23 protein-coding genes and 2 tRNA genes are annotated in these 22,295 nt (G+C 68.5%); 18 read left to right on the plus strand and 7 right to left on the minus strand.

Annotated elements, in window-relative coordinates; all coding sequences use genetic code 11:
* Nucleotides 1-2: 2 nt before the first annotated feature.
* Complete coding sequence (gene efp, locus H4F99_RS10725) at nt 3-569, minus strand: elongation factor P (RefSeq protein WP_182669749.1); 567 nt, start codon at nt 567-569, stop codon at nt 3-5.
* Between the two features lie 109 nt (nt 570-678).
* On the opposite strand from efp, the gene epmB reads away from it, so the two are divergent.
* Nucleotides 679-1,701, plus strand: coding sequence for an EF-P beta-lysylation protein EpmB (gene epmB, locus H4F99_RS10730; protein WP_182669750.1), 1,023 nt, complete (start codon nt 679-681; stop codon nt 1,699-1,701).
* Nucleotides 1,702-1,806: 105 nt separating this feature from the next.
* A complete protein-coding gene (locus tag H4F99_RS10735) occupies nt 1,807-3,885 on the plus strand; it encodes an EAL domain-containing response regulator (RefSeq protein ID WP_182669751.1) in 2,079 nt (692 codons plus the stop codon).
* 56 nt (nt 3,886-3,941) lie between these two features.
* Here the strand turns inward: H4F99_RS10735 and htpX are convergent, their stop codons facing one another.
* A complete protein-coding gene (htpX, locus tag H4F99_RS10740; protein ID WP_182669752.1) occupies nt 3,942-4,859 on the minus strand; it encodes a protease HtpX in 918 nt (305 codons plus the stop codon).
* A gap of 65 nt (nt 4,860-4,924) precedes the next feature.
* Here htpX and gluQRS point away from each other — a divergent pair, with 65 nt between their 5' ends.
* The 3 genes from gluQRS (at nt 4,925) to phaR (ending at nt 7,249) form a co-directional block, all read left to right on the plus strand.
* Nucleotides 4,925-5,851 carry a tRNA glutamyl-Q(34) synthetase GluQRS gene (gluQRS, locus tag H4F99_RS10745; protein ID WP_425488018.1) on the plus strand — a complete coding sequence of 309 codons (927 nt, stop codon included), beginning with the start codon at nt 4,925-4,927 and terminating at the stop codon, nt 5,849-5,851.
* Between the two features lie 63 nt (nt 5,852-5,914).
* Entirely contained in the window at nt 5,915-6,655 is a 741-nt protein-coding gene (gene phbB, locus H4F99_RS10750; RefSeq protein WP_182669753.1) for an acetoacetyl-CoA reductase, read from the plus strand.
* A gap of 96 nt (nt 6,656-6,751) precedes the next feature.
* Nucleotides 6,752-7,249 (plus strand): polyhydroxyalkanoate synthesis repressor PhaR, encoded by a 498-nt coding sequence (phaR, locus tag H4F99_RS10755; protein WP_182669754.1) that lies wholly within the window; start codon nt 6,752-6,754, stop codon nt 7,247-7,249.
* 77 nt (nt 7,250-7,326) lie between these two features.
* Here phaR and H4F99_RS10760 read toward each other — a convergent pair whose 3' ends face one another.
* Together H4F99_RS10760 and H4F99_RS10765 are read right to left on the minus strand one after the other, a co-directional pair.
* Nucleotides 7,327-8,262 (minus strand): M48 family metallopeptidase, encoded by a 936-nt coding sequence (locus H4F99_RS10760; RefSeq protein ID WP_182669755.1) that lies wholly within the window; start codon nt 8,260-8,262, stop codon nt 7,327-7,329.
* A 61-nt stretch (nt 8,263-8,323) separates the two neighbouring features.
* Nucleotides 8,324-10,198 carry a formylglycine-generating enzyme family protein gene (locus H4F99_RS10765; protein WP_182669756.1) on the minus strand — a complete coding sequence of 625 codons (1,875 nt, stop codon included), beginning with the start codon at nt 10,196-10,198 and terminating at the stop codon, nt 8,324-8,326.
* Between the two features lie 122 nt (nt 10,199-10,320).
* Between H4F99_RS10765 and rnd the strand changes: the two genes are divergently transcribed.
* The 8 genes from rnd (at nt 10,321) to H4F99_RS10805 (ending at nt 17,120) form a co-directional block, all read left to right on the plus strand.
* Nucleotides 10,321-11,418, plus strand: coding sequence for a ribonuclease D (gene rnd, locus H4F99_RS10770; RefSeq protein ID WP_182669757.1), 1,098 nt, complete (start codon nt 10,321-10,323; stop codon nt 11,416-11,418).
* Nucleotides 11,419-11,507: 89 nt separating this feature from the next.
* Entirely contained in the window at nt 11,508-11,927 is a 420-nt protein-coding gene (locus H4F99_RS10775; RefSeq protein WP_182669758.1) for a hypothetical protein, read from the plus strand.
* Nucleotides 11,928-11,991: 64 nt separating this feature from the next.
* A tRNA-Ala gene (locus H4F99_RS10780) sits at nt 11,992-12,067 on the plus strand.
* A 103-nt stretch (nt 12,068-12,170) separates the two neighbouring features.
* A tRNA-Arg gene (locus H4F99_RS10785) sits at nt 12,171-12,247 on the plus strand.
* A gap of 95 nt (nt 12,248-12,342) precedes the next feature.
* Nucleotides 12,343-13,875: an L-piperidine-6-carboxylate dehydrogenase gene (gene amaB / locus H4F99_RS10790; protein WP_182669759.1), complete on the plus strand. Its 1,533-nt coding sequence runs from the start codon at nt 12,343-12,345 to the stop codon at nt 13,873-13,875.
* 165 nt (nt 13,876-14,040) lie between these two features.
* Entirely contained in the window at nt 14,041-15,102 is a 1,062-nt protein-coding gene (locus tag H4F99_RS10795; RefSeq protein ID WP_182669760.1) for a quinone-dependent dihydroorotate dehydrogenase, read from the plus strand.
* 57 nt (nt 15,103-15,159) lie between these two features.
* The gene (gene murB / locus H4F99_RS10800) at nt 15,160-16,224 is read left to right on the plus strand and encodes a UDP-N-acetylmuramate dehydrogenase (protein WP_182669761.1); all 1,065 of its coding nucleotides are present in this window, start codon (nt 15,160-15,162) and stop codon (nt 16,222-16,224) included.
* Nucleotides 16,225-16,250: 26 nt separating this feature from the next.
* A complete protein-coding gene (locus H4F99_RS10805) occupies nt 16,251-17,120 on the plus strand; it encodes a DMT family transporter (RefSeq protein WP_182669880.1) in 870 nt (289 codons plus the stop codon).
* 33 nt (nt 17,121-17,153) lie between these two features.
* Here the strand turns inward: H4F99_RS10805 and H4F99_RS10810 are convergent, their stop codons facing one another.
* Together H4F99_RS10810 and H4F99_RS10815 are read right to left on the minus strand one after the other, a co-directional pair.
* Nucleotides 17,154-17,495: a HepT-like ribonuclease domain-containing protein gene (locus H4F99_RS10810; protein WP_182669762.1), complete on the minus strand. Its 342-nt coding sequence runs from the start codon at nt 17,493-17,495 to the stop codon at nt 17,154-17,156.
* Entirely contained in the window at nt 17,492-17,782 is a 291-nt protein-coding gene (locus tag H4F99_RS10815; protein WP_182669763.1) for a nucleotidyltransferase family protein, read from the minus strand. The genes H4F99_RS10810 and H4F99_RS10815 overlap by 4 nt, the downstream gene beginning before the upstream one ends.
* 163 nt (nt 17,783-17,945) lie before the next feature.
* On the opposite strand from H4F99_RS10815, the gene H4F99_RS10820 reads away from it, so the two are divergent.
* Together H4F99_RS10820 and H4F99_RS10825 are read left to right on the plus strand one after the other, a co-directional pair.
* On the plus strand, nt 17,946-18,296 hold the full coding sequence (locus H4F99_RS10820) for a nucleotide pyrophosphohydrolase (RefSeq protein WP_182669764.1): 351 nt from the start codon (nt 17,946-17,948) through the stop codon (nt 18,294-18,296).
* A gap of 21 nt (nt 18,297-18,317) precedes the next feature.
* Nucleotides 18,318-20,222: a DUF2075 domain-containing protein gene (locus tag H4F99_RS10825; RefSeq protein WP_182669765.1), complete on the plus strand. Its 1,905-nt coding sequence runs from the start codon at nt 18,318-18,320 to the stop codon at nt 20,220-20,222.
* A gap of 50 nt (nt 20,223-20,272) precedes the next feature.
* Here H4F99_RS10825 and H4F99_RS10830 read toward each other — a convergent pair whose 3' ends face one another.
* Nucleotides 20,273-20,764: a hypothetical protein gene (locus H4F99_RS10830; protein ID WP_182669766.1), complete on the minus strand. Its 492-nt coding sequence runs from the start codon at nt 20,762-20,764 to the stop codon at nt 20,273-20,275.
* 162 nt (nt 20,765-20,926) lie between these two features.
* Between H4F99_RS10830 and H4F99_RS10835 the strand changes: the two genes are divergently transcribed.
* From H4F99_RS10835 to H4F99_RS10845, 3 genes are all read left to right on the plus strand, one after another.
* Complete coding sequence (locus H4F99_RS10835; RefSeq protein ID WP_182669767.1) at nt 20,927-21,139, plus strand: DUF4287 domain-containing protein; 213 nt, start codon at nt 20,927-20,929, stop codon at nt 21,137-21,139.
* A 431-nt stretch (nt 21,140-21,570) separates the two neighbouring features.
* Nucleotides 21,571-21,792 carry an AbrB/MazE/SpoVT family DNA-binding domain-containing protein gene (locus tag H4F99_RS10840; RefSeq protein ID WP_182669768.1) on the plus strand — a complete coding sequence of 74 codons (222 nt, stop codon included), beginning with the start codon at nt 21,571-21,573 and terminating at the stop codon, nt 21,790-21,792.
* 15 nt (nt 21,793-21,807) lie between these two features.
* Entirely contained in the window at nt 21,808-22,236 is a 429-nt protein-coding gene (locus H4F99_RS10845; protein ID WP_182669769.1) for a type II toxin-antitoxin system death-on-curing family toxin, read from the plus strand.
* Nucleotides 22,237-22,295 lie beyond the last annotated feature (59 nt).

Raw genomic sequence — 22,295 nt, forward strand, 5'->3', positions numbered from 1 at the left:
GGTTACTTGACGCGGCCGACATACTCGCCGGAGCGCGTATCGACCTTGACGATCTCGTCCTGGTTCACGAACAGCGGCACGCGCACCACGGCGCCGGTCTCCAGCGTCGCCGGCTTGCCGCCGCCGCCGGAGGTGTCGCCGCGCACGCCCGGATCGGTCTCGGTGATCTTCAGCTCGACGAAGTTCGGCGGCTGGACCGCGATCGGGGTGCCGTTCCACAGCGTGACCACGCACTCCTCCTCGCCCTTGAGGAACTTGCGCGCATCGCCGATGCCGGCCTCGTCGGCCTGCACCTGCTCGAAGTTCTCCGGGTTCATGAAATGCCAGTACTCGCCATCCGAATAGAGGAACTGCATGTCGGTGTCGACGACGTCGGCGGCCTCCAGCGAATCGGTGGCCTTCATGGTCAGCTCGACCACCCGCCCGGACTTGATGAAGCGGTACTTCACGCGGGTGAAGGCCTGGCCCTTGCCCGGCTTGACGTACTCGGTGTCGGTGATGATGCACGGCTCGTTGTTGACGAGGATCTTCATCCCGTTCTTGACGTCGTTCATGCCATAGCTGGCCATTGCGGAACTCCTGCGATGCAATTGGATGACAGTCGCCGCCCGGTCACGGGCTGGCGGTAGAATGTCGGGCCGCGCGACCCACCGGCCGCCCCGCTCGAAACAGTCGTACATGATACCCGCAGCCCCGCTTCCCTTGCAGCCGCCCGCCCCTGCTCCAGCCCCGCGCTGGCAGGCGCTCTGGCGCGACGCGGTGCGCGACCCGGCCGAGCTGCTCGCCCTGCTCGGACTGGACCCGGCACTGGCAGGGACCTCGGCGGAGGCGGCACGGCAGTTTTCATTGCGGGTACCGCGGGGCTTCGTCGCCCGCATGCGACCCGGCGACCCCGACGATCCGCTATTGCGGCAAGTCCTGCCGCTGGATGCCGAAATGCGGCCCATGCCGGGCTTCAGCCTGGACGCGGTGGGCGACGCGGCCGCCAAGGCGGGCGACGGGGTCATCCGCAAGTACCGCGGCCGCGCCCTGCTGGTCGCGACGGGCAGCTGCGCCATCAACTGCCGCTATTGCTTCCGGCGTCATTTCCCGTACGCCGAAGAGGCCGCCGCGGCCGCCGGGTGGCAACGCACCGTCGCGCTGGTCCGGGACGACACCTCGATCGACGAGGTCATCCTGTCGGGCGGCGACCCCTGGTCGCTCGCCACCCACAAGCTCGCCGAGCTGACCGGGGCCCTGGCCGCCATCCCCCACCTGCGGAGGCTGCGCGTCCACACGCGCTTGCCGGTGGTGTTGCCGGAGCGCGTCGACGACGCCCTGGTCGAATGGCTGGCCGCACTTCCGTGGCCGGTGACCGTGGTCCTGCACGCCAACCACGCCCGTGAGTTCGACGCCAGCGTGGACGCGGCCCTGCACCGCCTGCGCCAGGCCGGAGCCACCCTGCTGAACCAGGCGGTCCTGCTGAAGGGGGTGAACGACTCCGTCGACGCGCTCTGCGCCCTGTCGGAACGGGGCTTCGAGGCAGGCGTGCTGCCCTACTACCTGCACCAGTTGGACCGCGTGCAGGGGGCGGCCCATTTCGAGGTGGACGACAGTCGGGCCCGGCGACTGCACGCGGCAGTGGCGGCGCGGCTGTCCGGTTACCTGGTGCCACGACTGGTGCGCGAAGTCGCGGGCGATCCCGGCAAGCGTCCGCTGTGAACGCGGTCGCGGCCGCAACCCCGACACACTGCCCAGTCCGCCCGTGGTTGCATGGACGCGCCGCCCGCTTCATGCCATAACGGAGATGGGGAGGAGTACCTGACTATGCAATTTGGCAAAGACGTGCCGCTGCGCCTGCTCGTGGTGGATGACAGCGTGGAAGACGCCGAGGCCATCGTGAATGGCCTGCGCAACCGTGGCATCGCGGTGCGCCCGGGCCGCCCCGAGGACGTGGATGCCCTGCAGGACCTGCTCGGCAACCAGTCCTGGGACGTGATCCTCGCCGCGCACGACGCACGCACCGTGCCCCTGGACACCCTCATGCAGCATGTCGACGCCAGCGGCAAGGACCTGCCGGTGGTCGTCCTCCATGACGACGTGGACAGCGCCCGGCTGGTCGCCAACGCCGCCTCCGGCGCACGCGGGTTCGGCCTGCGAGGTCAGCCCGAGCACCTGCACGATTGCCTGGTCCGCGAATGGACCGACCTGAGGGCCCGGCGCGCACTGCGCAAGCTGGAGGCCCACGTCCGGGAAACCGACCGCCGCTGCGATGCCCTGATCGAGTCCTCGCGCGACCCCATCGCCTACATCCACGAAGGCATGCACATCCGGGCCAACTCGGCCTACCTCGAGATGTTCGGGTTCGAGGACTTCGACGAGATCGAGGGCATGTCCCTGCTGGACATGGTCGCCTCGCAGGACGTGGACGCGTTCCGCGCGCTGCTGAAGGCGCTGTCCAAGGGAGAAGCGCCCCCGGAGCGCTACAAGCTCACGGCGCAGAACCTCGACGGCGACACGTTCCCGGCGGTCATGGAGTTCACCGCCGCGACCTACGAGGGCGAAGCCTGCCAGCAGGTCGTGCTGCGCAAGCAGGACCTCAACGCCGGCATGAGCGACGAGGAACGGCGCCACCTGCTGGAGACCGACCAGGCCACCGGCCTGCTCAACCGCCAGACGTTCCTCAAGCGGCTGGAGGACAGCGTCGCCGACGTGGCCGAACACGCCGGCCAGCAGGTGCTGCTGCTGATCGAGCCGGACCACTACAACCGCATGCTGCAGGACATCGGCCTGGACGCATCGGACGAACTGCTTGCCGCCTGCGCCGAGCGCCTCCGCGCGTCCCTGGCCGAAGGCGACATCGTGGCCCGCTTCAGCGACCACCAGTTCGCCGTCCTGCGCCGGGGCAGCGACCATGCCGCCTCCATGGCGCTGGCCGAGTCCCTGCTGAAGGCATTCGCGGACGCCGTGCTGACGGCCGGGCATCGCTCGCTCAACGCCACGGTCACCATCGGCGGCGTGCAGATCGGGCAGAAGATCGCCAATGTCTCCTCGATCCTCGGCAAGGCCAACCAGGGCCTCCAGTCCGCGATGGGCGTGGGGGGCAACCGGGTGGAGCTGTTCGATCCCGGTGCCGCCGACCGCGCCGAGCTGGAACGCGTGCAGGCGTGGGTGGACCGCATCCGCGACGCGATCGACAACGACCGTTTCCTGATGCACTACCAGCCGCTCGTAAGCCTGCACGGGGAGCCGTTGGAGATGTACGAAGCCTACCTGCGCCTGCTCAACGAGAACGGCGAACTGGTCCAGCCGATGACCTTCCTGCAGATCGCGGAGGAACACGGCCTGCTCTGGGAGATCGACCGCTGGGTGGTCGGGCGCGCGATCGCCGTGATCGCAGAGCGTGCCAAGGCCGGCCACGATACGACGGTGCTGGTCAAGATCACCGAGATGTCGCTCCAGGACGACACGCTGGTCAAGCACATCACCGAGCAGCTGGCCCGCCACGGCATCGACGGCAAGCGGCTGGTGGTCCAGCTGCCGGAATCCAAGGTGTCCACCCACCTGCGTGCCGCCCAGGGCTTCCAGGCGGACGTTGCGAAACTGGGCGTGCGGGTCGGACTGGAGCAGTTCGGCAGCGGCCTGAACCCGTTCCAGCTCCTCAACCACTTCGACGCCGCGATGATCAAGCTCGACCGGGCCTTCATGGAGGACCTCGGGTCGAATCCGGACAACCAGGCGAAGATCCGCGAGATCGCGGAGAATGCCCGCACCTCCGGCAAGCAGACCATCGCGGAGTTCGTGCAGGACGCCGCCAGCATGAGCATCCTGTTCGGCGCCGGCATCGATTACGCGCAGGGCCACTTCCTCGCCCCCGCCAGTCCGGAGATGGACTACGAGTTCTGACGAGAAAGCCCGCCATGGTGGCGGGCTTTTCCGTCATGCCGGGGCGGTCGCCCGGATCAGGCGTGGATCCCCGCGCTGGCCGGATCCAGCGGCGCATTGCGCAGGGCCTCGATGCGCTCTTCCAGCGGCGGGTGGCTCATCATCAGCCGCCGCAGACCATGCGCCACGCCGCCGCTGATGCCAAAGGCCGCGACCTGCTTCGGCAGGGTGCTGGCACCATAGGTCTGCGACAGCCGCTGCAGCGCAGCGACCATCTTGTCGCGCCCGGCCAGGGCCGCCCCGCCTTCGTCGGCGCGGAACTCGCGGCGCCGCGAGAACCACATCGCGATCATGCTGGCGAACAGGCCGAACACCATGTCCAGCACGAACACGATCAGGTAGTAACCGATGCCCGGTCCGCTGTCGCGGCCACCGCTGATGAAGCCGTCGATGACCCGGCCAACCACGCGCGACAAGACGATCACGAAGGTGTTCAGCACGCCCTGGATCAGCGCCATGGTCACCATGTCGCCATTGGCCACGTGGCTGACTTCGTGCCCCAGCACGGCTTCGGCTTCGTCGCGGCTCATCGCGCGCAGCAGGCCGGTCGAGACCGCCACCAGCGAATTGTTGCGGCTGGGACCGGTCGCGAAGGCGTTGATTTCCGGCGCATCGTAGATCGCCACCTCGGGCATCTTGATGCCGGCCCGTTCCGCCTGGCGGCGCACGGTGGCCACCAGCCATTGCTCCGCCTCGTTGCGCGGCTGTTCGATGACATGCGCGCCGGTCCCGCGCTTCGCGACCCATTTCGACATCAGCAGGGAGACGAAGGAACCGCCGAACCCGAAGAGGGCCGCGAACACCAGCAGGCCGACGTTGCCGCCCGCACCGCCGAGGTTGATGCCGAAGACACTCTGCAACACCGCCATCACGATGCTGATCAGCGCCAGCACGGCGAGGTTGGTGGCGAGGAAGAGGACGACGCGCTTGAACATGGAAAGCTCCTCCACGCGGGACTGCGTGACTTCGACGAAGTGTGGCAGGCTGCGGGGAATATCAAGTGAACGAAACATTGAACGGGCCCGTGCCGCACAGTCCCTCCCCCGAGCCCCCGCCCTCCCCCGGCTACCGCGGTCGCTTCGCGCCCTCCCCGACCGGTGACCTGCATTTCGGCTCCCTGCTCGCCGCCTTCGGAAGCTGGCTGCTGGCGCGCCATCAAGGAGGTGAATGGTGGGTACGGATCGAGGACCTCGACCCGCCCCGCGAGGTCGCCGGCGCCGCCGACCGGCAATTGCAGGCCCTGTCCGCGTTCGGGCTGCACGCCGACGGGCCGGTGGTCCGCCAGAGCGCCCGGACCGCGTGCTACCAGGCGGCCCTGCAGCGCCTGCTCGAGTCCGGCCATGCCTTCGAGTGCCACTGCACCCGCGCCGAGCTGGCGGCCCATGCCGGCATCCATCGCGAATGCGTGGGCCGCGCCCACCGCGACCTTCCCGCGATCCGCTTCCGCGTGCCCGACGGGGCCAGCCTCGCGTTCGAGGACGGGATCCAGGGGTCGCAGGCGCAGCGCGTCGACATCGAAGCCGGGGATTTCGTCCTGCGCCGCGCCGATGGCCTCTGGGCCTACCAGTTGGCCGTGGTCGTCGACGACGCCGCGCAAGGCATTACCGATGTCGTCCGGGGCGCCGACCTGCTCGACTCGACCCCCCGCCAGATCCTGCTGCAGCGCGCCCTCGGCCTGCCGCTACCACGTTACGCGCACCTGCCACTGGTGCGGGACGAAGCCGGGCGCAAGCTCTCGAAGTCCAGCAGCGCGTGGCCCGTCGACCCGACGACGCCCGCCGCAGGCCTGCGCGCGGCATGGCATGCGCTCGGCCAGCACGCGGACGCACTGCCCGCCGCAGGCGGCGTGGACACCGTGCTGTCCGCCGCACGGGCCGCATTCGACCCCACGCGCATCCCGCGCCGCCTGCGTCATCCCATCGTCTAGCGCGCGTCACATACTCCGGGGCTAAGATGGGGCGGTCGGCCCTGTTTCCAGAGGAGAGGATCCATGCAGTCTCGCGTTGCGCTCGTCACCGGTGGCACCGGTGGAATCGGCACCTCGATCGTCCGGCGCCTGGCCGGCATGGGCCACAAGGTCGCCACCAATTACCGCGACGAGGCGCGCGGCCGCGCCTGGCAGGAAAAGATGCGGGCAGAAGGCATCGACGTCGCGGTCGCCAAGGGCGACGTGACCTCGCCGGAACAGGCCGAAGCCATGGTGCGCGACATCGAATCGCAGCTCGGACCGATCGAGATCCTGGTCAACAACGCCGGCATCACCCGCGACACCACGTTCCACAAGATGCAGTTCGACCAGTGGAACGACGTGATCTGCACCAATCTCAATTCGGTCTACAACGTCACCCGCCCGGTGATCGAGGGCATGCGCACGCGCAAGTGGGGCCGCATCATCCAGATCAGTTCGATCAACGGCCTCAAGGGGCAGTACGGCCAGGCCAACTACGCGGCGGCCAAGGCCGGCATGCACGGCTTCACCATTTCGCTGGCGCGCGAGAATGCCAAGCTGGGCATCACCGTGAACACGGTATCGCCGGGGTATGTCGCGACCGACATGGTCATGGCGGTCCCCGAGGAAGTGCGCGCGAAGATCGCCGCGGACATTCCCACCGGTCGACTGGGCGAACCGGACGAGATCGCCTACGCAGTCGCGTTCCTGGTCGATGAGCAGGCGGGCTGGATCACCGGCTCCAACCTGGACATCAACGGCGGCCACCACATGGGCTGGTAAGGACGGGCCAGGCGACTCGCGCGCGACGTCCCGCAGTTGCAAGCCATGCCCTGCTGCGCCATGCTGCAGGGCACCACGAACCTGAGCTGACGTTTCATGGCCGCGACCCGTGTCATCAAGAAGTACCCGAACCGCCGACTCTACGACACGGAGATTTCCAGCTACATCACGATCGAGGACGTCCGCCAGCTGATCGTCGACGGCGAGTCCTTCGAGGTGCGCGACGCACGCAGCGGCGACGACCTCACCCGCCAGGTACTGCTGCAGATCATCGCGGAGCAGGAGCAGGACGGCGAGCCGGTGCTGTCGACCCAGTTGCTGAGCCAGATCATCCGGTTCTATGGCGACTCGCTGCAGGGCTTCATGGGCAGCTACCTCGAGAAGTCCATGCAGTTGTTCCTCGACCAGCAGCAGCAGTTCCGCAAGCAGATGGGCGGCGTCATGGACCAGACCCCGTGGGCGATGATGAACCAGCTGACCGAGCGCAACCTGGCGATCTGGAAAGAGTTCCAGCAGAACCTGTCCGGCAGCGTGGGACAGACCCCCTCTTCGTCCGCGCGCGGCAACCGCGACCCGAAACGCGGCAGCCGCTGAGGCCAGCAGGACTCCGAACGAAACGGGCGCCCCCAGGGCGCCTGTTTCATTTCAGGAAAACGCCGTGCGGGACGGGCTCAGGGAGCCGGCGAACCTGCCCCGGCCCCTGCCCCGCAGTACTTCGCCTTGAACGCCTCGGCCTGCGGCATCATCGCCTGCAGTGCGGCGATACGGTTGGCCGGATCCGGGTGCGTCGACGCGAACTCAGGCGGGCGCTGCCCCCCGCCGAGTTCGCCCATCCGCTGCCATAAGGGCACGGCTTCGTTCGGATCGAAGCAGGCCGCCGCCGCCAGCATCAGGCCCACGGCATCCGCCTGGCTTTCGTGGCTGCGGCCGTACGGGAGGATGAGCCCATACTGCGCACCGGCGCCCAGCGCGGCCATCACCGCCTGCTGCTGTTGCGGACTCATGTCGCCCACGGCGATGCCCGCCGCCATCTGCCCCATCTGCACCAGCTTCTGCTGGGCCATGCGCTGGGAGCCGTGGCGAAGCAGCGCGTGGGCGATCTCATGCCCCATCACGACCGCCATCGCGTCGGCGTTCTGGGCCACCGGGATCAGGCCGGTATAGACGGCCATCTTGCCGCCGGGCAGGCAGAAGGCATTGGCCTCGTCGGACTGGATGACCGCGACGTCCCACTGGAAGTTGCGATAGCTCTCCGGCGCCGCCTGGTTGTTCGCGGCGGCGAGGTCCGCCGCCACCTGCGGCACCTTCTCCACGAGTCGCTGGGCGATACCGCGGATCTGCTGGCTGACCTGCGCGTCCGGCGGAAGCAACGCGCCCTGTGCCTGCGCGTCTCCCAGCACCTGCTGGAACGCCTGCACGCCGAGCTGCACTTCTTCGTCCGCGCTCGCCCCGTAATGCGCGGTCTCGCCGGTGTAAGGATCGGTCTGGGCACTTCCGAACCACTGGCAGGCGGCGTAGCCGGCGAACACCAGCAGGATGAGCCAGCGCAGGTTGCCGAACCCCCGCCGACGCGGGCGACCCGTCTGGTATTGCGGCTCGACTCTCATGTTTCGCGTCCCCGGTTGGTCGGCGCAGCCCGCCGTCTTGGGGCGCCATCGCTGGCGCCGGTCATATCTCGCGCACGACCCGGAAGCCGACGCGTGCATTCGTGGTGTCCTTGCGCACCGACAACCGCCAGGCCGCACGGGTCTGCTCCGGCGAGCTCGCCCACGCCCCACCCCGCACCACGCGGTCGCGGCAGCCCGGGTTCACCCAGGCCTTGGCGTCGCGCGGGGCGCGCCGGTAATTGTCGTGCCAGCAATCGGCCACCCATTCGCTGACATTGCCAGTCATGTCGTGAAGCCCGAATGCATTGGCCGCGTAGCTCCCCGTCGCGGCCGGCCCCCATGCCCCATCGCCATAGTCCTCGAACGCGTTGCGCCAGCGCCGCCCGCTGGGCGACACGTCCGCACTCCCGGTGAAATTGCCGGTGCCATCCGGGGGGCGGCCCTCGCCCCAGGGATAGGGCGCCGTGCCCCCGGCACGCAAGGCGTACTCGAACTCGGCCTCGCTGGCCAGCCGGTAGGTCTGACCGGTCTGCTCGGACAGCCAGCGTGCGTATGCGTCGGCGTCGGAGGCGCTGACATGGATCACGGGCAGGTCATCGGCGGCGGGTTGCCCCGTGTAGTCCGACCGGGGCCCGACCCCACCGCGCCGGACCAGGTTGCCGCTGCGCTCGTCGTACGCGGTGGAGTAACCACGACGGTCCGCGCGCGACTCGAACCCGGGGGAGGCCTCCATGAACCGCCGGAACTCGGCGACGGTGACCTCGGTCCGGCTGAACGCCAGGCCACGGTCGAAGCGGATGTTGCGCACCGGACGCTCGGCATCGCTCGAACCGGCCTCACCAACGGGTGCGCCCATGGTGAACGCGCCATGCGGAACCACCACCATCGCCGGACCGCGCCCGCCGTTCTTCAGCGCGTCGGTGAACACCTGGCCCGGCCTGAACAGGCCGTAATGGGTTGCCAGCTCGATGCGCTCGCGCAGCTCGACTGCGGCGGGGTCGGCCCCGGGGGCGATCAAAAGCAACGCCGCCAGGCGCTCGCGGGCCGCATCCAGCCCATCCGCACGGGACAGCGCCGCGATGCCCTCGTCGCGCAGCGTTCCCACGCGCGCGGCGCGCTGCGCGGCAATCCGTTGCCTGACGTGGTCGACGGTCCCCAACGCGGCCTCGGGCCGGACTTTCGCGGCGTGGTCGAGCCATTGTTCGGCGGTGGCGTACGCGTCTTCGTCGGCGGCCTCTTCCGCGCGCCGCAGCAGGGTGCTCTCGGCCGCTGCCATGCCCTGCCGGGCCCGCACGTCATCCGGGTGCAGGGCCAGCGCCTCGCGGAAACGTGCCAGCGCGCCCTCTTTCCCAGACTCACCCACGTCGCCCTCCGCCAGCGCCTCCTCGCCCAGGCGGTTGGCCTGCTGCGCACGGTCCATGACGTCAAGGCGGTCGAGATACGCCGCGGTCGCTTCGGCATCCGGTGCGACGGTGCGCGCCACCATGCCGATTTCGTGCGCGTCCCGCAGGCGCATCGGATCCGCGTCCACCGCCGCCAGTGCCGCGTCGCCTCGCGCCAGCAATGCCGCGCGCGCGCGCTCCAGCGCCGCCTCGACCCCGGCGTCGTCGGGCTGCGCGGCGGCGAGAGCGAGCAGGATCGGCAGCGCCGCATCGGCGTCCTCGTACAGGCGACCCGCCTCCAGGGCCGCGTCCGCCTGCTCGCGCAGCGCCTGGATATCGGCGGGCTCCCCGCCCACGGTCACCTCGGGCACCTTCCAGGGGGGCACCGGAGACACCGCCTGGTCGGCACTCACGGTGACCTGCGGCGACACCACCGGCACCGGCTCGCGGCGGGGTCCGGCCGGCGCGTCGGGCGCAGCCGGCTCGCCCCCGGAGCAGGCAGACAGCAGGATCGCCAGTCCGCCGGCCAGCGCGAGGCAGGCAAGCAAGCGCATGGGATGCTGAGGGGCGTACAAACGTCCTCCGTGGTGCGAAAGGCAGGGCGCGGCCGTTCTCGTGCCCGCTGAAAGTAGGCTATTGTCGCCCGCATCAGCAACTTCCGCCGCCTCCACCCTACGTGCCCGACCTGATTACCGACCCCGCCGCGCTGCTGGCGCACTTCGAACCGAAGCCCCCCCGTATCGGCCTGGACACCGAGTTCATCCGCGAACGCACCTACTGGCCCCGCCTGGCGCTGGTCCAGATCTCGCTCGAACGCGACGGCGAGGTCCGGGTGCTGCTGGTCGACCCGCTGGCCCCCGGCATCTGCCAGGCGCTCGCGGGGCTGCTGGCCGACACGGCGATCCTCAAGGTCATGCACAGCCCGAGCGAGGACCTGATCGCGTTCCGCCACGCCTGCGACGCGATTCCGGCGCCCCTGTTCGACACCCAGCTGGGCGCGGCACTGGTGGGCATCGGCCAGGGCATGGGCTACCAGAAGCTGGTCGAACAGGTGACCGGGATCGTCCTGCCCAAGGGCGAGACCCGCTCGGACTGGCTCAAGCGTCCGCTCTCCGCCGCGCAGCTCGAGTACGCCGCCGACGACGTCCGCCACCTGTTCGAGCTGCATGACGTGCTCGATGCCCGCCTGGGCGAGCTGGACCGGCGCGACTGGCTGGCCGAGGACGCCCGCCGCACCGTCTCCAACGCCATCGATGACGCCCAGGACCCCTGGCCGCACCTGGCCATGCGCAGCGCGCAGTTCCTCGACGTGGACGCCCAGCGCCGGCTGCTGCGCATCCTGCGCTGGCGTGATCGTCAGGCCCGTGCGAGCGACCGGCCAAAGAGCTGGATCATCGACAACGAACTGGCCACGGCGTTGGCACGGAACCCGCCGATCGACCTGGCGGGACTCCAGCGCGAACTGGATGCCCACCCCAAGGCCCCGCGCAAGCTGGCCGGGCCCCTGTGGGAGGCGCTGCAGACGCCGATGGAAGACGAGGACGCCATGCCCGACGCCGGCGTCGCCGAGCGCCGCGACCGCAACCGGCTGCGCCAGCTGCAGAGCGCGGTGGCGGAACGCAGCGCCGAGCTCGGCCTGCCGGACGGCGTGCTCGCGTCCCGGCGCTGGCTGGAAGTGCTGCTGGACCACGGCATCTGGCCGGATGCGCTCTCGGGCTGGCGGCGCGACCAGCTCGAACCCTGCCTCACGCCGCTGCTGGTCGAACCCGGCTGAACGTGCGTCAGACCGGGCCAGCGGGGCCGGCGCCCGCCATCGCCAGGACCGCCGGCGGGCACGACGTGATGCACGTCGAAGGCGCAACGGTGTCGCGACTCGCCCCCCTGCTCGATCCCGCCGCCGGCGGCCACGTCTGGATCTTCGGGCACTGGCCCGAGCCCGCCCTGCGCTGGTGGGAGGCGACCGTTCCGCTCGACCGCCATTCCGGCACCACCTTCACCGGGCAGGTCCGCTGCCTGCGCTATGAACTGCAGATGCCCACCGCGGCCTTCCTCGAGCAGGCCCCCGCGTTCGACCGCCACGGCCTCTACCTCGTGCAGGCCGACCGGCCCATGCCGGACACCCTGTGGCTCGATCGCATCGACCCGTCCCGTCATGACGCGGTCCTGGTGGGCAATGGTGCGGTCATGAGCCTCAGCCTGCCACACGCGGTCGAGACGGCCCAAGTGATCGGTTTCACACCCGGCCTGCTCGCCGCCCGCGCACGCCACCTGCCCCCGGATTGAGTCCACGCGCCGCTGCCGGGGACTTGGCGCGCACCCGTCCGGCCGTTACACTTGCCGCCTTCGTGGGGCGGTAGCTCAGCTGGGAGAGCGTCGCGTTCGCAATGCGAAGGTCGGGAGTTCGATCCTCCTCCGCTCCACCACTTATTCCAGATGCGCAGGCCCCGGTCACCCCGGGGCCTTCGTGTTTCCGGAGGCCGCGCATTTCCGTCGGCCCGCCCATCCGTGCGAAAATGCCCGGCTTACGGCCCCGTAGCTCAGCTGGATAGAGCGTCCCCCTCCTAAGGGGAAGGTCGCACGTTCGAATCGTGCCGGGGTCGCCACTCGCGACGCGCCTTCCGTGTCCCTTCCGCGCCGGCGACCGTGGCAGCGCATCCCCGCGTCCGCCCGGCCGGCCATCCGCACTACAGGAGTTCCCATGACGCATCCCGTCCTCGCAGCACTCGGCCTTTCCGGCAGCGAATCCGGCACCTACCTCGGCAATGGCGAATGGTCCAGCACCACCGGCGCCGGCCTGCTGGAGGTGGTGAATCCGGCCTCGGGCGAGACGCTGGCGCAGGTGCAGGCCTCGTCCAAGACCGACTACGACACCATCGTCGAGCGCGCCCAGGCTGCGTTCAAGGTGTGGCGGACCACGCCGGCCCCGCGCCGCGGCGAGGCCATCCGCCTCTGCGCCGAAGCCCTGCGCGAGAACAAGGACGCGCTGGGCTCGCTGGTCGCGCTGGAGATGGGCAAGTCCAAGCCCGAGGGCGACGGCGAAGTGCAGGAGATGATCGACATCGGCGAGTTCGCCGTCGGCCTGTCGCGCCAGCTCTACGGCCTGACCATGCACTCCGAGCGCCCCGGCCACCGCATGTACGAGCAGTGGCACCCGCTGGGCGTGGTCGGCATCATCTCGGCGTTCAACTTCCCGGTCGCGGTGTGGGCGTGGAACGCCTTCGTCGCCGGCGTCTGCGGCGACATCTGCATCTGGAAGCCCTCGCCGAAGACCCCGCTCTCGGCGATCGCCTCGATGAAGGTCTGCAACGCGGCGCTGAAGAAGGCCGGCTTCCCGGACATCTTCTTCCTGTTCAACGACGGCGGCACCGAACTGGCGCAGCACTTCGTCGACGACAAGCGCATCGCCCTGGTCAGCTTCACCGGCAGCACCCGCGTCGGCCGCACCGTCGGCGAGCGCGTTGCCCGCCGCATGGGCCGCAGCCTGCTCGAACTGGGCGGCAACAACGCGATGATCGTCGACCAGACCGCGGACCTGAAGCTGGCAATCCCGGCGATCGCCTTCGGCGCCGTCGGCACCGCGGGCCAGCGCTGCACCACCACCCGCCGCGCCTTCATCCACGAATCGATCTACGACGACGTGCTGGCCAAGCTGGTCGCCGCGTACAAGCAGGTCGAGAAGAAGATCGGCGACCCGACCGACCCGGCCAACCTGATGGGCCCGCTCAACAGCCAGGACGGCGTCGATGCGTACCTGCACGCCATCGAGCAGGCCAAGGCCGCCGGCGGCACCGTCGAGACCGGCGGCGCGGCGATCGACCGCAAGGGCTTCTTCGTCCAGCCGACCATCATCAGCGGCCTCGACAACGACGCCGAGGTCGTGCAGCACGAGACGTTCGCACCGATCCTCTACGTGATGAAGTTCAAGGACCTGGACGACGCCCTCGCGATGCAGAACGACGTGCCGCAGGGCCTGTCCTCGGCGATCTTCACCGAGAGCCTGAAGGCCGCGGAGAAGTTCCTGTCGGCGGCCGGCTCGGACTGCGGCATCGCCAACGTCAACATCGGCACGTCCGGTGCCGAGATCGGCGGCGCGTTCGGCGGCGAGAAGGAAACCGGAGGCGGCCGCGAATCCGGTTCCGACGCCTGGAAGGCCTACATGCGCCGCCAGACCAACACGATCAACTACTCCGACGCGCTGCCGCTGGCCCAGGGCATCAAGTTCGACCTCTGATCGTCGACGTTCGACGCCCACTGACCACACGGGGTCGCACCCTGCGACCCCGTACTGGGGCACAATGGACGCCTGAACCGGCCCCGCCCTGGCGGGGCCTTCCATGACCCGGCACCCCCACCGTCGCGTGCACGTCGCGCCGCCGCCGAGGAGATCCCGCTGCCGATGTACGCGCTCGCCCGTCCGCTGCTGTTCCGCCTCGACCCCGAACGCGCCCACGGCCTGACCCTGCGCTCCCTCGACAGCCTGTACCGCGCCGGCATGACCGGCCTGGTCGCCCGCCCCAGCGCGCCGCTGCCGACGAAAGCCTTCGGCCTGACCTTCCCGAACCCCGTTGGCCTCGCCGCCGGCCTGGACAAGAACGGCGAACACATCGACGCCCTGTTCGAACTCGGCTTCGGCTTCGTCGAGATCGGCACGGTCACCCCACGCGCGCAGGAAGGCAATCCGAAGCCGCGCATGTTCCGCCTGCCGCGCCAGCGCGCGGTCATCAATCGCCTGGGCTTCAACAACCTCGGCGTCGACGCGCTGGTGCGCAACGTCGAGCAGGCCCGCAACCGCGACAAGGGCATCCTCGGCATCAACATCGGCAAGAACAAGAGCACCCCGAACGAAATCGCCGATGGCGATTACATGTACGGCCTGTCGCGCGTCTATCCGCTGGCCGACTACGTCACCGTCAACATTTCCTCGCCCAACACCGCCGGCCTGCGCGAACTGCAGGAAGAGCAGCAACTGCGACGGCTGGTCTCGATCCTGCGCGAAGAACAGGAGCGGCTCGGCGCCAAGCACGGCAAGCGCGTGCCGATGCTGGTCAAGATCGCCCCGGACCTGAGCGACGCCGACATCGACGCCTGCGCGCGGGTGCTGGCCGACCTCGAGGTCGACGGCGTGATCGCCACCAACACCACCATCTCGCGTACCGCCATCGAAGGCGCGCGCCATGCCACCGAGACCGGCGGCCTGTCCGGCAAGCCGTTGATGGGCCAGGCCACCACCGTGCTGCGGATGATGCGCACCCGCCTGCCCGAGTCCATCCCGCTGGTCGGTGTCGGCGGCATCCTCAGCGGCGCGGACGCGGTGACCAAGACCGCCGCCGGCGCCAGCCTGGTGCAGCTCTACAGCGGCCTGGTCTACAAGGGCCCCGCCCTGGTCCACGACTGCATCGAGGCCATGCGCCGGCGCAAGGAAGCCCCCAGCAGCGGTCCGCTGAAGCCTGCACGCTGAAACCCGCACGTTGAGCCCCGCGAGCCGCCCGACGCCCCCACCCCCGCCGTTTCGACGATGAGCACCCCCGTCACCTTCCACCGCGATGCGCCGCTGCGCGCGCGCAACACCTTCGGCCTCGACGTGCGTGCGCCGCTGCTGGTGGAGGTGTCCGATGCCGATGCCCTGCCGGCGTTGCTCGCATCCCCCGAGTTCAAGAATGCCCCGCCGCTGGTGCTGGGCGGCGGCAGCAACCTGCTGTTCGTCGAGCCGCCGGACCGGCCGCTGCTGGCGCTGACCGGCCGCCGGGTACGCCGCGTGGGCGAACCGGGCGACCGCCTCCGCCTGCGCGCCGAGGCCGGCGTCGACTGGCACGGCTTCGTCCTGGACACGCTGGCTCGCGGGCTGGGCGGGCTGGAGAACCTCGCGCTGATCCCCGGCACGGTCGGCGCCGCGCCCATCCAGAACATTGGCGCCTATGGCGTGGAAGTCCGCGAGGCGGTGCGGGCCGTCGAAGCCTACGAGCCCGCGGCCGATCGCTTCCATCGGCTTTCCAGCGAGGACTGCGCCTTTGCCTACCGCGACAGCGTGTTCAAGCAGCAGCCGGGACGTTTCATCGTCACCGCGGTCGAGTTCGAGCTCTCACGCAACGCGTCACCCCGGCTCGAGTACGCCGGCATCGCCGACGAACTCGCCGCGCGCGGCGTGGGCCTTCCCACCGCGCGCGACGTCGCCGACGCCGTCATCGCCCTGCGCCAGCGCAAGCTGCCCAACCCCGCCGTCATCGGCAACGCCGGCAGCTTCTTCAAGAACCCCATCGTGCCGGCTGGCCGGGCCGAGGCGCTGAAAGCCGACCACCCGGCCCTGCCCCTGTTCGCCAGTGGCGATGCCGACACCCGCAAGCTCTCGGCCGCCTGGCTGATCGACGCCTGCGGCTGGAAGGGCCATCGCATCGACCACGGCTCCGGCGACGCCGGCGTGTCCGCCGCGCACGCGCTGGTGCTGGTCAACCATGGCGGCGCCACCGGTCGCGAGCTGTTCGACCTCGCCCGCCGCATCGCCGACAGCGTGCATGCACGTTTCGGCGTCGCGCTCGAACCCGAGCCGCGCATCATCGGCGCGACCTGGACGCCCCCGGCGTGACCACCCACGCCCGCGCCGCCTGGCTGATGGTCGGCAGCACCGTGCTGTTCGCGTGCATGGTGATCATGATCCGGCTGGCCTCGGAGACCCTGCACACCTTCGAGGTCGCGTTCTTCCGCAACTTCTTCGGCATGCTCGCCACCGCGCCGCTGCTGATGCGCCACGGCGTCGGCATCCTCAAGACCGACCAGCTGCCGCGCTACGTGTTCCGCTGCGTCATCGGCGTCATCTCGATGTTCTGCGGCTTCTGGGCCATCGGCCACCTGCCGCTCGCGCAGGCCGTCACCCTGTCGTATTCGTCGCCGCTGTTCGTCACCATCTTCGCGGTGTTCATGCTCGGCGAACACGTCCGCGCACGCCGCTGGCTCGCCGTCGCCGTCGGCTTCCTCGGCGTGCTGGTCATCGTCCGTCCCGGCACCGACAGCTTCACCGCCGGCACCCTGATCGCCGTCGCCGCCGCCGTGCTCAGCGGCATCGTCGCCATCCAGATCAAGCAACTATCGAAGACCGAGCCCGCCGACCGCATCGTCATCTACACCACCCTGCTGTGGGTGCCGATGTCGCTCGTCCCCGCCCTGTTCGTCTGGGAGTGGCCCAGCGGCACCACGTGGATCTGGGCCATCTGCGCCGGCATCTTCGGCACCGGCGGCCACATGCTCTGGACCCGCGCCCTGAAGATCGGCGAGGTCTCCGCCCTCACCCCGATCAGCTTCCTCCAGCTCCCCATCGTCGCCCTGCTCGCCTGGGTGCTGTTCGACCAGGGCATCGACCGCTGGACCCTCGCCGGCGCCCTGATCATCCTCGCCGCGAACGCCTACATCGCCCATCGCGAGGCGGTGCTCGCGCGGCGTGCGGCCACGCAGGCGCCGGTGGAAGGGGCGAAGCCGGGGTTTTGAGGGGCTTGGAAGCGATCCACCCGGCGCCGATGTTCAGTCTTCGGCTTGGGGCAGGCCCTTCAGAAGGGTAGGCAATGCAGACTGCACCGTGTCCCAGACGACATCCAGGTTGATCTCGAAATAGCCGTGGGCAATACGGTTGCGCATGCCGCGCATGCTCCGCCACGGCACCTCCGGATGCGCGTCGGCAAACTCAGGGAACGCATCCATGATCTTGGTGGCTGCCTCGCCCACGATGACGAGATTCATGATGACCGCTTGCTGCGTGCGACGGTCCACGAGGAACTCGGCGTGGTCCATCCCCTCGACAAAGTCGCAGGCTTCAAGTGACGCACGGCGGATATGTTCCAGGTAGTCCGCCAGGCGCTGACTCATACCGGTCGAGCCTCGGCGAGCACCTGAGCCCGGAACTTCGTCGGCAGGTCGGTCGGTGTCAGCACGTCGACCCGCACGCCCAGCAAGCGTTCCAGTTCATCCTGGAGGCCTCCCAGATCGAACAGCGTGGCCCCGGGCAATGCATCAACCAGAAGGTCAAGATCACTGCCATCCCGGTCCGTCCCCTTCAGCACCGAACCGAACACCCTCGGGTTGGCGGCACGATGGCGTCCCGCGGCCTCGCGGACCGCGCTGCGATGGGGATCCAGTGCGATGGATGGACGCATGGGACAGCTCCTGGGGGCCTCGGCGCATGGTACACACAGGGCGGTTGCGCGGACAGGCTGGGCGCTGCGCCGACGCCAAGGCACAGCGCCCCATCCCCTGCAGACCTCCGGGCGGTCATGCTTCAAGTACGATCGTACGCATCCAACGCAGCGGGAGAGATGCATGACTGAAGCTATCCAGACCCTGCAAGACGCACTGAGCAAATTCGCGAAAGAACGGGACTGGGAGCAGTTCCACACACCGAAGAACCTGGCCATGGCGCTGTCGGTCGAGGCCGCCGAGCTGCTTGAGCATTTCCAGTGGCTTACCGCCGAGCAGAGCAAGGTGCTCCCGGTCGACACGCGTGACGAAGTATCGGCAGAGGTCGCCGACGTGTTCCTCTATCTCCTCCAGCTTTGCGCAAAGCTGGAGATCGACCCGGTCGACGCGGCTTGGAAGAAGATTGAAACCAATGCTGGAAAATATCCGGTCGAGCGGGCACGGGGCACGAGCAAGAAGTACTCTGACCTTTGACCAGCCAACCGGGGCTCTGGCTTGATCGTCTATCAAGGCACGAAGGCGTCGTTCATCGATGACCACGACAACTCGAGTATCGAGGACGTCATCGCGTCGCGCTATCTGCAACGGACGGGACGCTATGCGCCCACGCCCGAGATGCGCTCATGGAAGGCTTCACTTGCCGAGATGGCCAAGGTCCTGAGGGACACGGGGATTCCTGATGATATTGGTGTCGGCGTTGAGTTCGGGATCCCGCAGACCAGCAAGCGGATCGACTTCATCCTTTCTGGCCGATCCGAGGATGGCAGGCCCAAGCTGATCATCGTCGAACTGAAGCAATGGTCCGAGGCGCGGTTGACCAATAAGGACGGCATCATCATCGCCCGGCGAGGCGGCCCTGGCCGTGAGACGGAAGGCCCCCATCCCAGCTATCAGGCATGGTCCTACGCAGCTCTGCTGGAGGGCTTCAATGAAGCCGTCTACGAGGCAGGGGTCGAACTGAGTCCTTGTGCCTTCCTGCACAACTACGTCAGCGACAGCGTCATCGACAACGCCTTCTACGCGCCCTACATCGAAAAGGCGCCCCTCTTCCTGCGAGGCTCCGACGAGCTTCGGAAACTGCGTGACTTCATCAAGCAGCACGTCCGGAAGGGGGACAATGGCAACCTCATCTTCAGCATCGAGAACGGCCGGATCAGACCCTCGAAGATGCTGGCCGACAGTCTCGCTGGGATGCTCAAGGGCAACCAGGAATTCGTCCTGGTGGATGACCAGAAGACGGTGTTCGAGACCGCCGTTGCAGCCGCTGCCAAGGCCTCCGACCAGAAGAAGCAATGCGTGATCGTTCGCGGCGGCCCCGGCACCGGCAAGTCCGTGGTCGCCGTGAACCTGCTGGTGAAGCTCTCCCGCAACGGCCTGGTCAGCAAGTACGTCTCGAAGAATGCGGCGCCCAGGACGGTCTATGCCGCGAAACTGGCGGGCACCATGAGGAGGACGGTGATCTCGAACCTCTTCTCAAGCTCCGGCGGATTCCACTCCACCGACCCCAACGCCTTCGATGCCCTCGTCGTCGACGAAGCTCATCGGCTGAATGCAAAGTCAGGCTTCTACGGAAACTTCGGCGATAACCAGATCAGGGAGATCATCGAGAGCAGCAAGTGCGCGATCTTCTTCGTCGATGACGACCAGGTCGTGACCCTCTCCGACATTGGACGCGAGGAGGAGATCACGAGGCTGGCACGCGAGCGCGGCGCCGAAGTTGCCTCCCTGGAGCTTGCCTCCCAGTTCCGCTGCAATGGATCCGACGGCTACCTGGCGTGGCTGGACCATGTACTGGGCGTCCGGGAGACCGCCAATACATGCCTGGATGTCGATGAATTCGACTTCCGTGTCTTCGACTCGCCGGTCGAGCTGCACGATCTCGTCAGGCAACGCAACGCGCTCAACAATAAGTCGCGCGTCGTAGCCGGCTACTGCTGGGACTGGATCAGCAAGCGGAACCCGGATGCATTCGACATCACCTTCCCGGCGTTCGGTTACGCCAAGCAATGGAACCTGAGCCAGGATGGCAGCCTCTGGATCATGGCGACCACGTCCATCGAGGAGATCGGCTGCATCCATACCTGCCAGGGTCTCGAACTCGACCATGTGGGCGTGATCATCGGGCCCGACCTGGTCGCCCGTGACGGACGGCTGATCACCAATCCGTCGGCGCGATCCCGGATGGACCGTTCCATCCGGGGATGGAAGAAGATGATGAAGTCCGACCCCAAGGGCACGCAGTCCCGCGTGGACCGCATCATCCGCAACACATATCGCACCCTCATGACCCGCGGCATGAAGGGCTGTTACATCTACTCGCCTGATGCTGAGACCCGGGACTATTTCCGAGATCGGTTGGCCAGGCCTGCGCCCGTCGCTTCAGCGCCAAGCCAGAATTGAAAAAGGGGCCCCTCAAGAGGCCCCTCCCTTTCAACCGCTTGCCATCCGCCTCAGCCCGGCTGGGGCCCCGGCAGTGGCGTCGGGTCGTCGCTGCGCCGGCCGCCACCATCGAACCGACGACCCAAGCTGCGCTTCAGGCCGTGCAGGCCTTCGGCCTTGCCGTTGATCTTGAGGAAGGCATAGGCCTCGAGCGAGGCGGCCATGACGTCGCTGCCCAGCGCGATCTCGGTGTCGCGCACCTGCTCGGTCAGCCGGTTCAGGCGCACCAGGCGGACGTTGTAGGCGTCGTGCGCGACCAGGTCCCGGCGCATTTCCTCGACGTCGAAGTCGCGCGGCATCAGCCCGGCGTTCTGCGCGGCGGCTTCGACCGCGGTGCGGCAGAAGGCCTCCGAGGCCTCGCCCATCTTGGGCAGGCGGCGGCGCTGGTCGTTGCTCAGCGGCACCAGCAGCGGACCGAGCGCATCCTCCAGCGCCTGCAGGGCGGTGTCGACCTGGGCCCAGGTGGCATCGTCGGGGTGGGCATTGGCAATGTTCTGACTCATCGTTCCGTGTCTCCTTGGTCATGGATTCCTGAAGCCGGCCGCGCTTGGCCGGCCCGGGCATCCTAGCGGCCCGTTGCCGCCCGCCGCGCCTGTAGGGTCGCCCTCCTGTCGAAACTCACAGGGCTGGTCCGTCGTCGAGGACATCCCCATGGGAGTCACGCCATGAGCACGGCAGAGAAGGTGAAAGGCCCGGCCTCGTACTTTCCGTCCATCGAAAAGACCTACGGCCAGCCGGTGGCGCACTGGTTCGCGCTGCTGGACACGCAGCCCGGGCTGAAGCACGGCGAACAGGTCGCGTTCCTGAAGACCGGGCACGGGCTGGGCCACGGTCACGCCAACGCCCTGGTCGCGTATTACCGCCAGAACGCCGGCTGAGGGCGGGCGGCGCGGACTGGCGGCGCCCAGGGCGACGGCGACGCCCTGTCCTGGGGCGCTGTCGGCGTCCGGATTGGCATTCACGGAGCCCCAGGGCTCCGGCAGTGGTGATGTTTTGTCCACGCACGAGGGTCTGGACGCCGTCGACGATGAACATTTGTCCATTGACGACGCCCGGGACCGCGTCGTCGGAGACCTGGGGCTCCGTGCGTGGTGATGTTTTGTCCATTAATGGTGAAACTTTGTCCAACGACGCCGTCCAGGGCATCGACGACGCACCCCAGAGGTGCACGAATGGACAAACAGACGCCATCGCCGCCCTGCGGGGGCGCGACGGCGATGCCACGGGGTGGCCCAACCCTGTCGGGACCGGCAGTTGAGGGGCACCGGGCGGAGTGATATAACGTACGTTATAACACGGAGGGCCTGCAATGAAGCTCAAGATCACCACCATCGGCAATTCCGCCGGCGTCATCCTGCCCAAGGAGCTGTTGGCCCGGCTGCGGCTGGAAAAAGGCGACGCGCTCTACGCGCTGGAGACCCCGGACGGGATCCGGTTGACCACGTATGACCCGGAGCTGGCGGCACAGATGGAGGTGGCCGAAGAGGTCATGCGCCATCGCCGCACCCTGCTCCACAAGCTCGCGCAGTAACGGGAGGGATCAGGGATGATCATCTGGATCCGCAAACCCCTCATCCTCGCCATCCACGAGCGCCAGCTGGCCGAACACGGCGGCGGCAGCGGCGTGCGCGACGAGGGCCTGCTCGAATCTGCACTCGCGCGGCCGCTGCAGGCGCAGGCCTATGGCGATCCGCCCCCGGACGTGGCGGACCTGGCCGCCGCCCTCGCCCATGGGGTGGCCCGCAACCATCCGTTCGTGGACGGCAACAAGCGCACGGCGGCGGTGGCCTGCGAAACCTTCCTGCTGCTCAACGGCGCGCGTCTCGACGCGAGCGACCTTGAGCTGTACCCGATGTACATCGCCCTCGCCGACGGCAGCCTCGACGAGGCCGGCTTCGCCGCTTGGCTGCGCGACCGGATCAAGGTCAGTGCCGCGCGGGTGCAGGAGGCGGCGGCGGAATACGGCGAGCGCTGACTCACGGCGCGTCGTCGACTAGACGTTGGGACGTCGTCGGAAGAAGGAGGTGGCCTTGG

It is taken from the genome of Marilutibacter penaei, assembly GCF_014145395.1.
Lineage (GTDB): Bacteria > Pseudomonadota > Gammaproteobacteria > Xanthomonadales > Xanthomonadaceae > Marilutibacter > Marilutibacter penaei.

Bases quoted from the DNA above. Each gene is read 5' to 3' on its own strand.
- efp (WP_182669749.1), bottom strand. From the start codon at position 569: ATGGCCAGCTATGGCATGAACGACGTCAAGAACGGGATGAAGATCCTC.
- epmB (WP_182669750.1), top strand. From the start codon at position 679: ATGATACCCGCAGCCCCGCTTCCCTTGCAGCCGCCCGCCCCTGCTCCA.
- H4F99_RS10735 (WP_182669751.1), top strand. From the start codon at position 1,807: ATGCAATTTGGCAAAGACGTGCCGCTGCGCCTGCTCGTGGTGGATGAC.
- htpX (WP_182669752.1), bottom strand. From the start codon at position 4,859: ATGTTCAAGCGCGTCGTCCTCTTCCTCGCCACCAACCTCGCCGTGCTG.
- phbB (WP_182669753.1), top strand. From the start codon at position 5,915: ATGCAGTCTCGCGTTGCGCTCGTCACCGGTGGCACCGGTGGAATCGGC.
- phaR (WP_182669754.1), top strand. From the start codon at position 6,752: ATGGCCGCGACCCGTGTCATCAAGAAGTACCCGAACCGCCGACTCTAC.
- H4F99_RS10760 (WP_182669755.1), bottom strand. From the start codon at position 8,262: ATGAGAGTCGAGCCGCAATACCAGACGGGTCGCCCGCGTCGGCGGGGG.
- H4F99_RS10765 (WP_182669756.1), bottom strand. From the start codon at position 10,198: ATGCGCTTGCTTGCCTGCCTCGCGCTGGCCGGCGGACTGGCGATCCTG.
- amaB (WP_182669759.1), top strand. From the start codon at position 12,343: ATGACGCATCCCGTCCTCGCAGCACTCGGCCTTTCCGGCAGCGAATCC.
- H4F99_RS10795 (WP_182669760.1), top strand. From the start codon at position 14,041: ATGTACGCGCTCGCCCGTCCGCTGCTGTTCCGCCTCGACCCCGAACGC.
- murB (WP_182669761.1), top strand. From the start codon at position 15,160: ATGAGCACCCCCGTCACCTTCCACCGCGATGCGCCGCTGCGCGCGCGC.
- H4F99_RS10805 (WP_182669880.1), top strand. From the start codon at position 16,251: ATGGTCGGCAGCACCGTGCTGTTCGCGTGCATGGTGATCATGATCCGG.
- H4F99_RS10810 (WP_182669762.1), bottom strand. From the start codon at position 17,495: ATGAGTCAGCGCCTGGCGGACTACCTGGAACATATCCGCCGTGCGTCA.
- H4F99_RS10815 (WP_182669763.1), bottom strand. From the start codon at position 17,782: ATGCGTCCATCCATCGCACTGGATCCCCATCGCAGCGCGGTCCGCGAG.
- H4F99_RS10820 (WP_182669764.1), top strand. From the start codon at position 17,946: ATGACTGAAGCTATCCAGACCCTGCAAGACGCACTGAGCAAATTCGCG.
- H4F99_RS10830 (WP_182669766.1), bottom strand. From the start codon at position 20,764: ATGAGTCAGAACATTGCCAATGCCCACCCCGACGATGCCACCTGGGCC.
- H4F99_RS10835 (WP_182669767.1), top strand. From the start codon at position 20,927: ATGAGCACGGCAGAGAAGGTGAAAGGCCCGGCCTCGTACTTTCCGTCC.
- H4F99_RS10840 (WP_182669768.1), top strand. From the start codon at position 21,571: ATGAAGCTCAAGATCACCACCATCGGCAATTCCGCCGGCGTCATCCTG.
- H4F99_RS10845 (WP_182669769.1), top strand. From the start codon at position 21,808: ATGATCATCTGGATCCGCAAACCCCTCATCCTCGCCATCCACGAGCGC.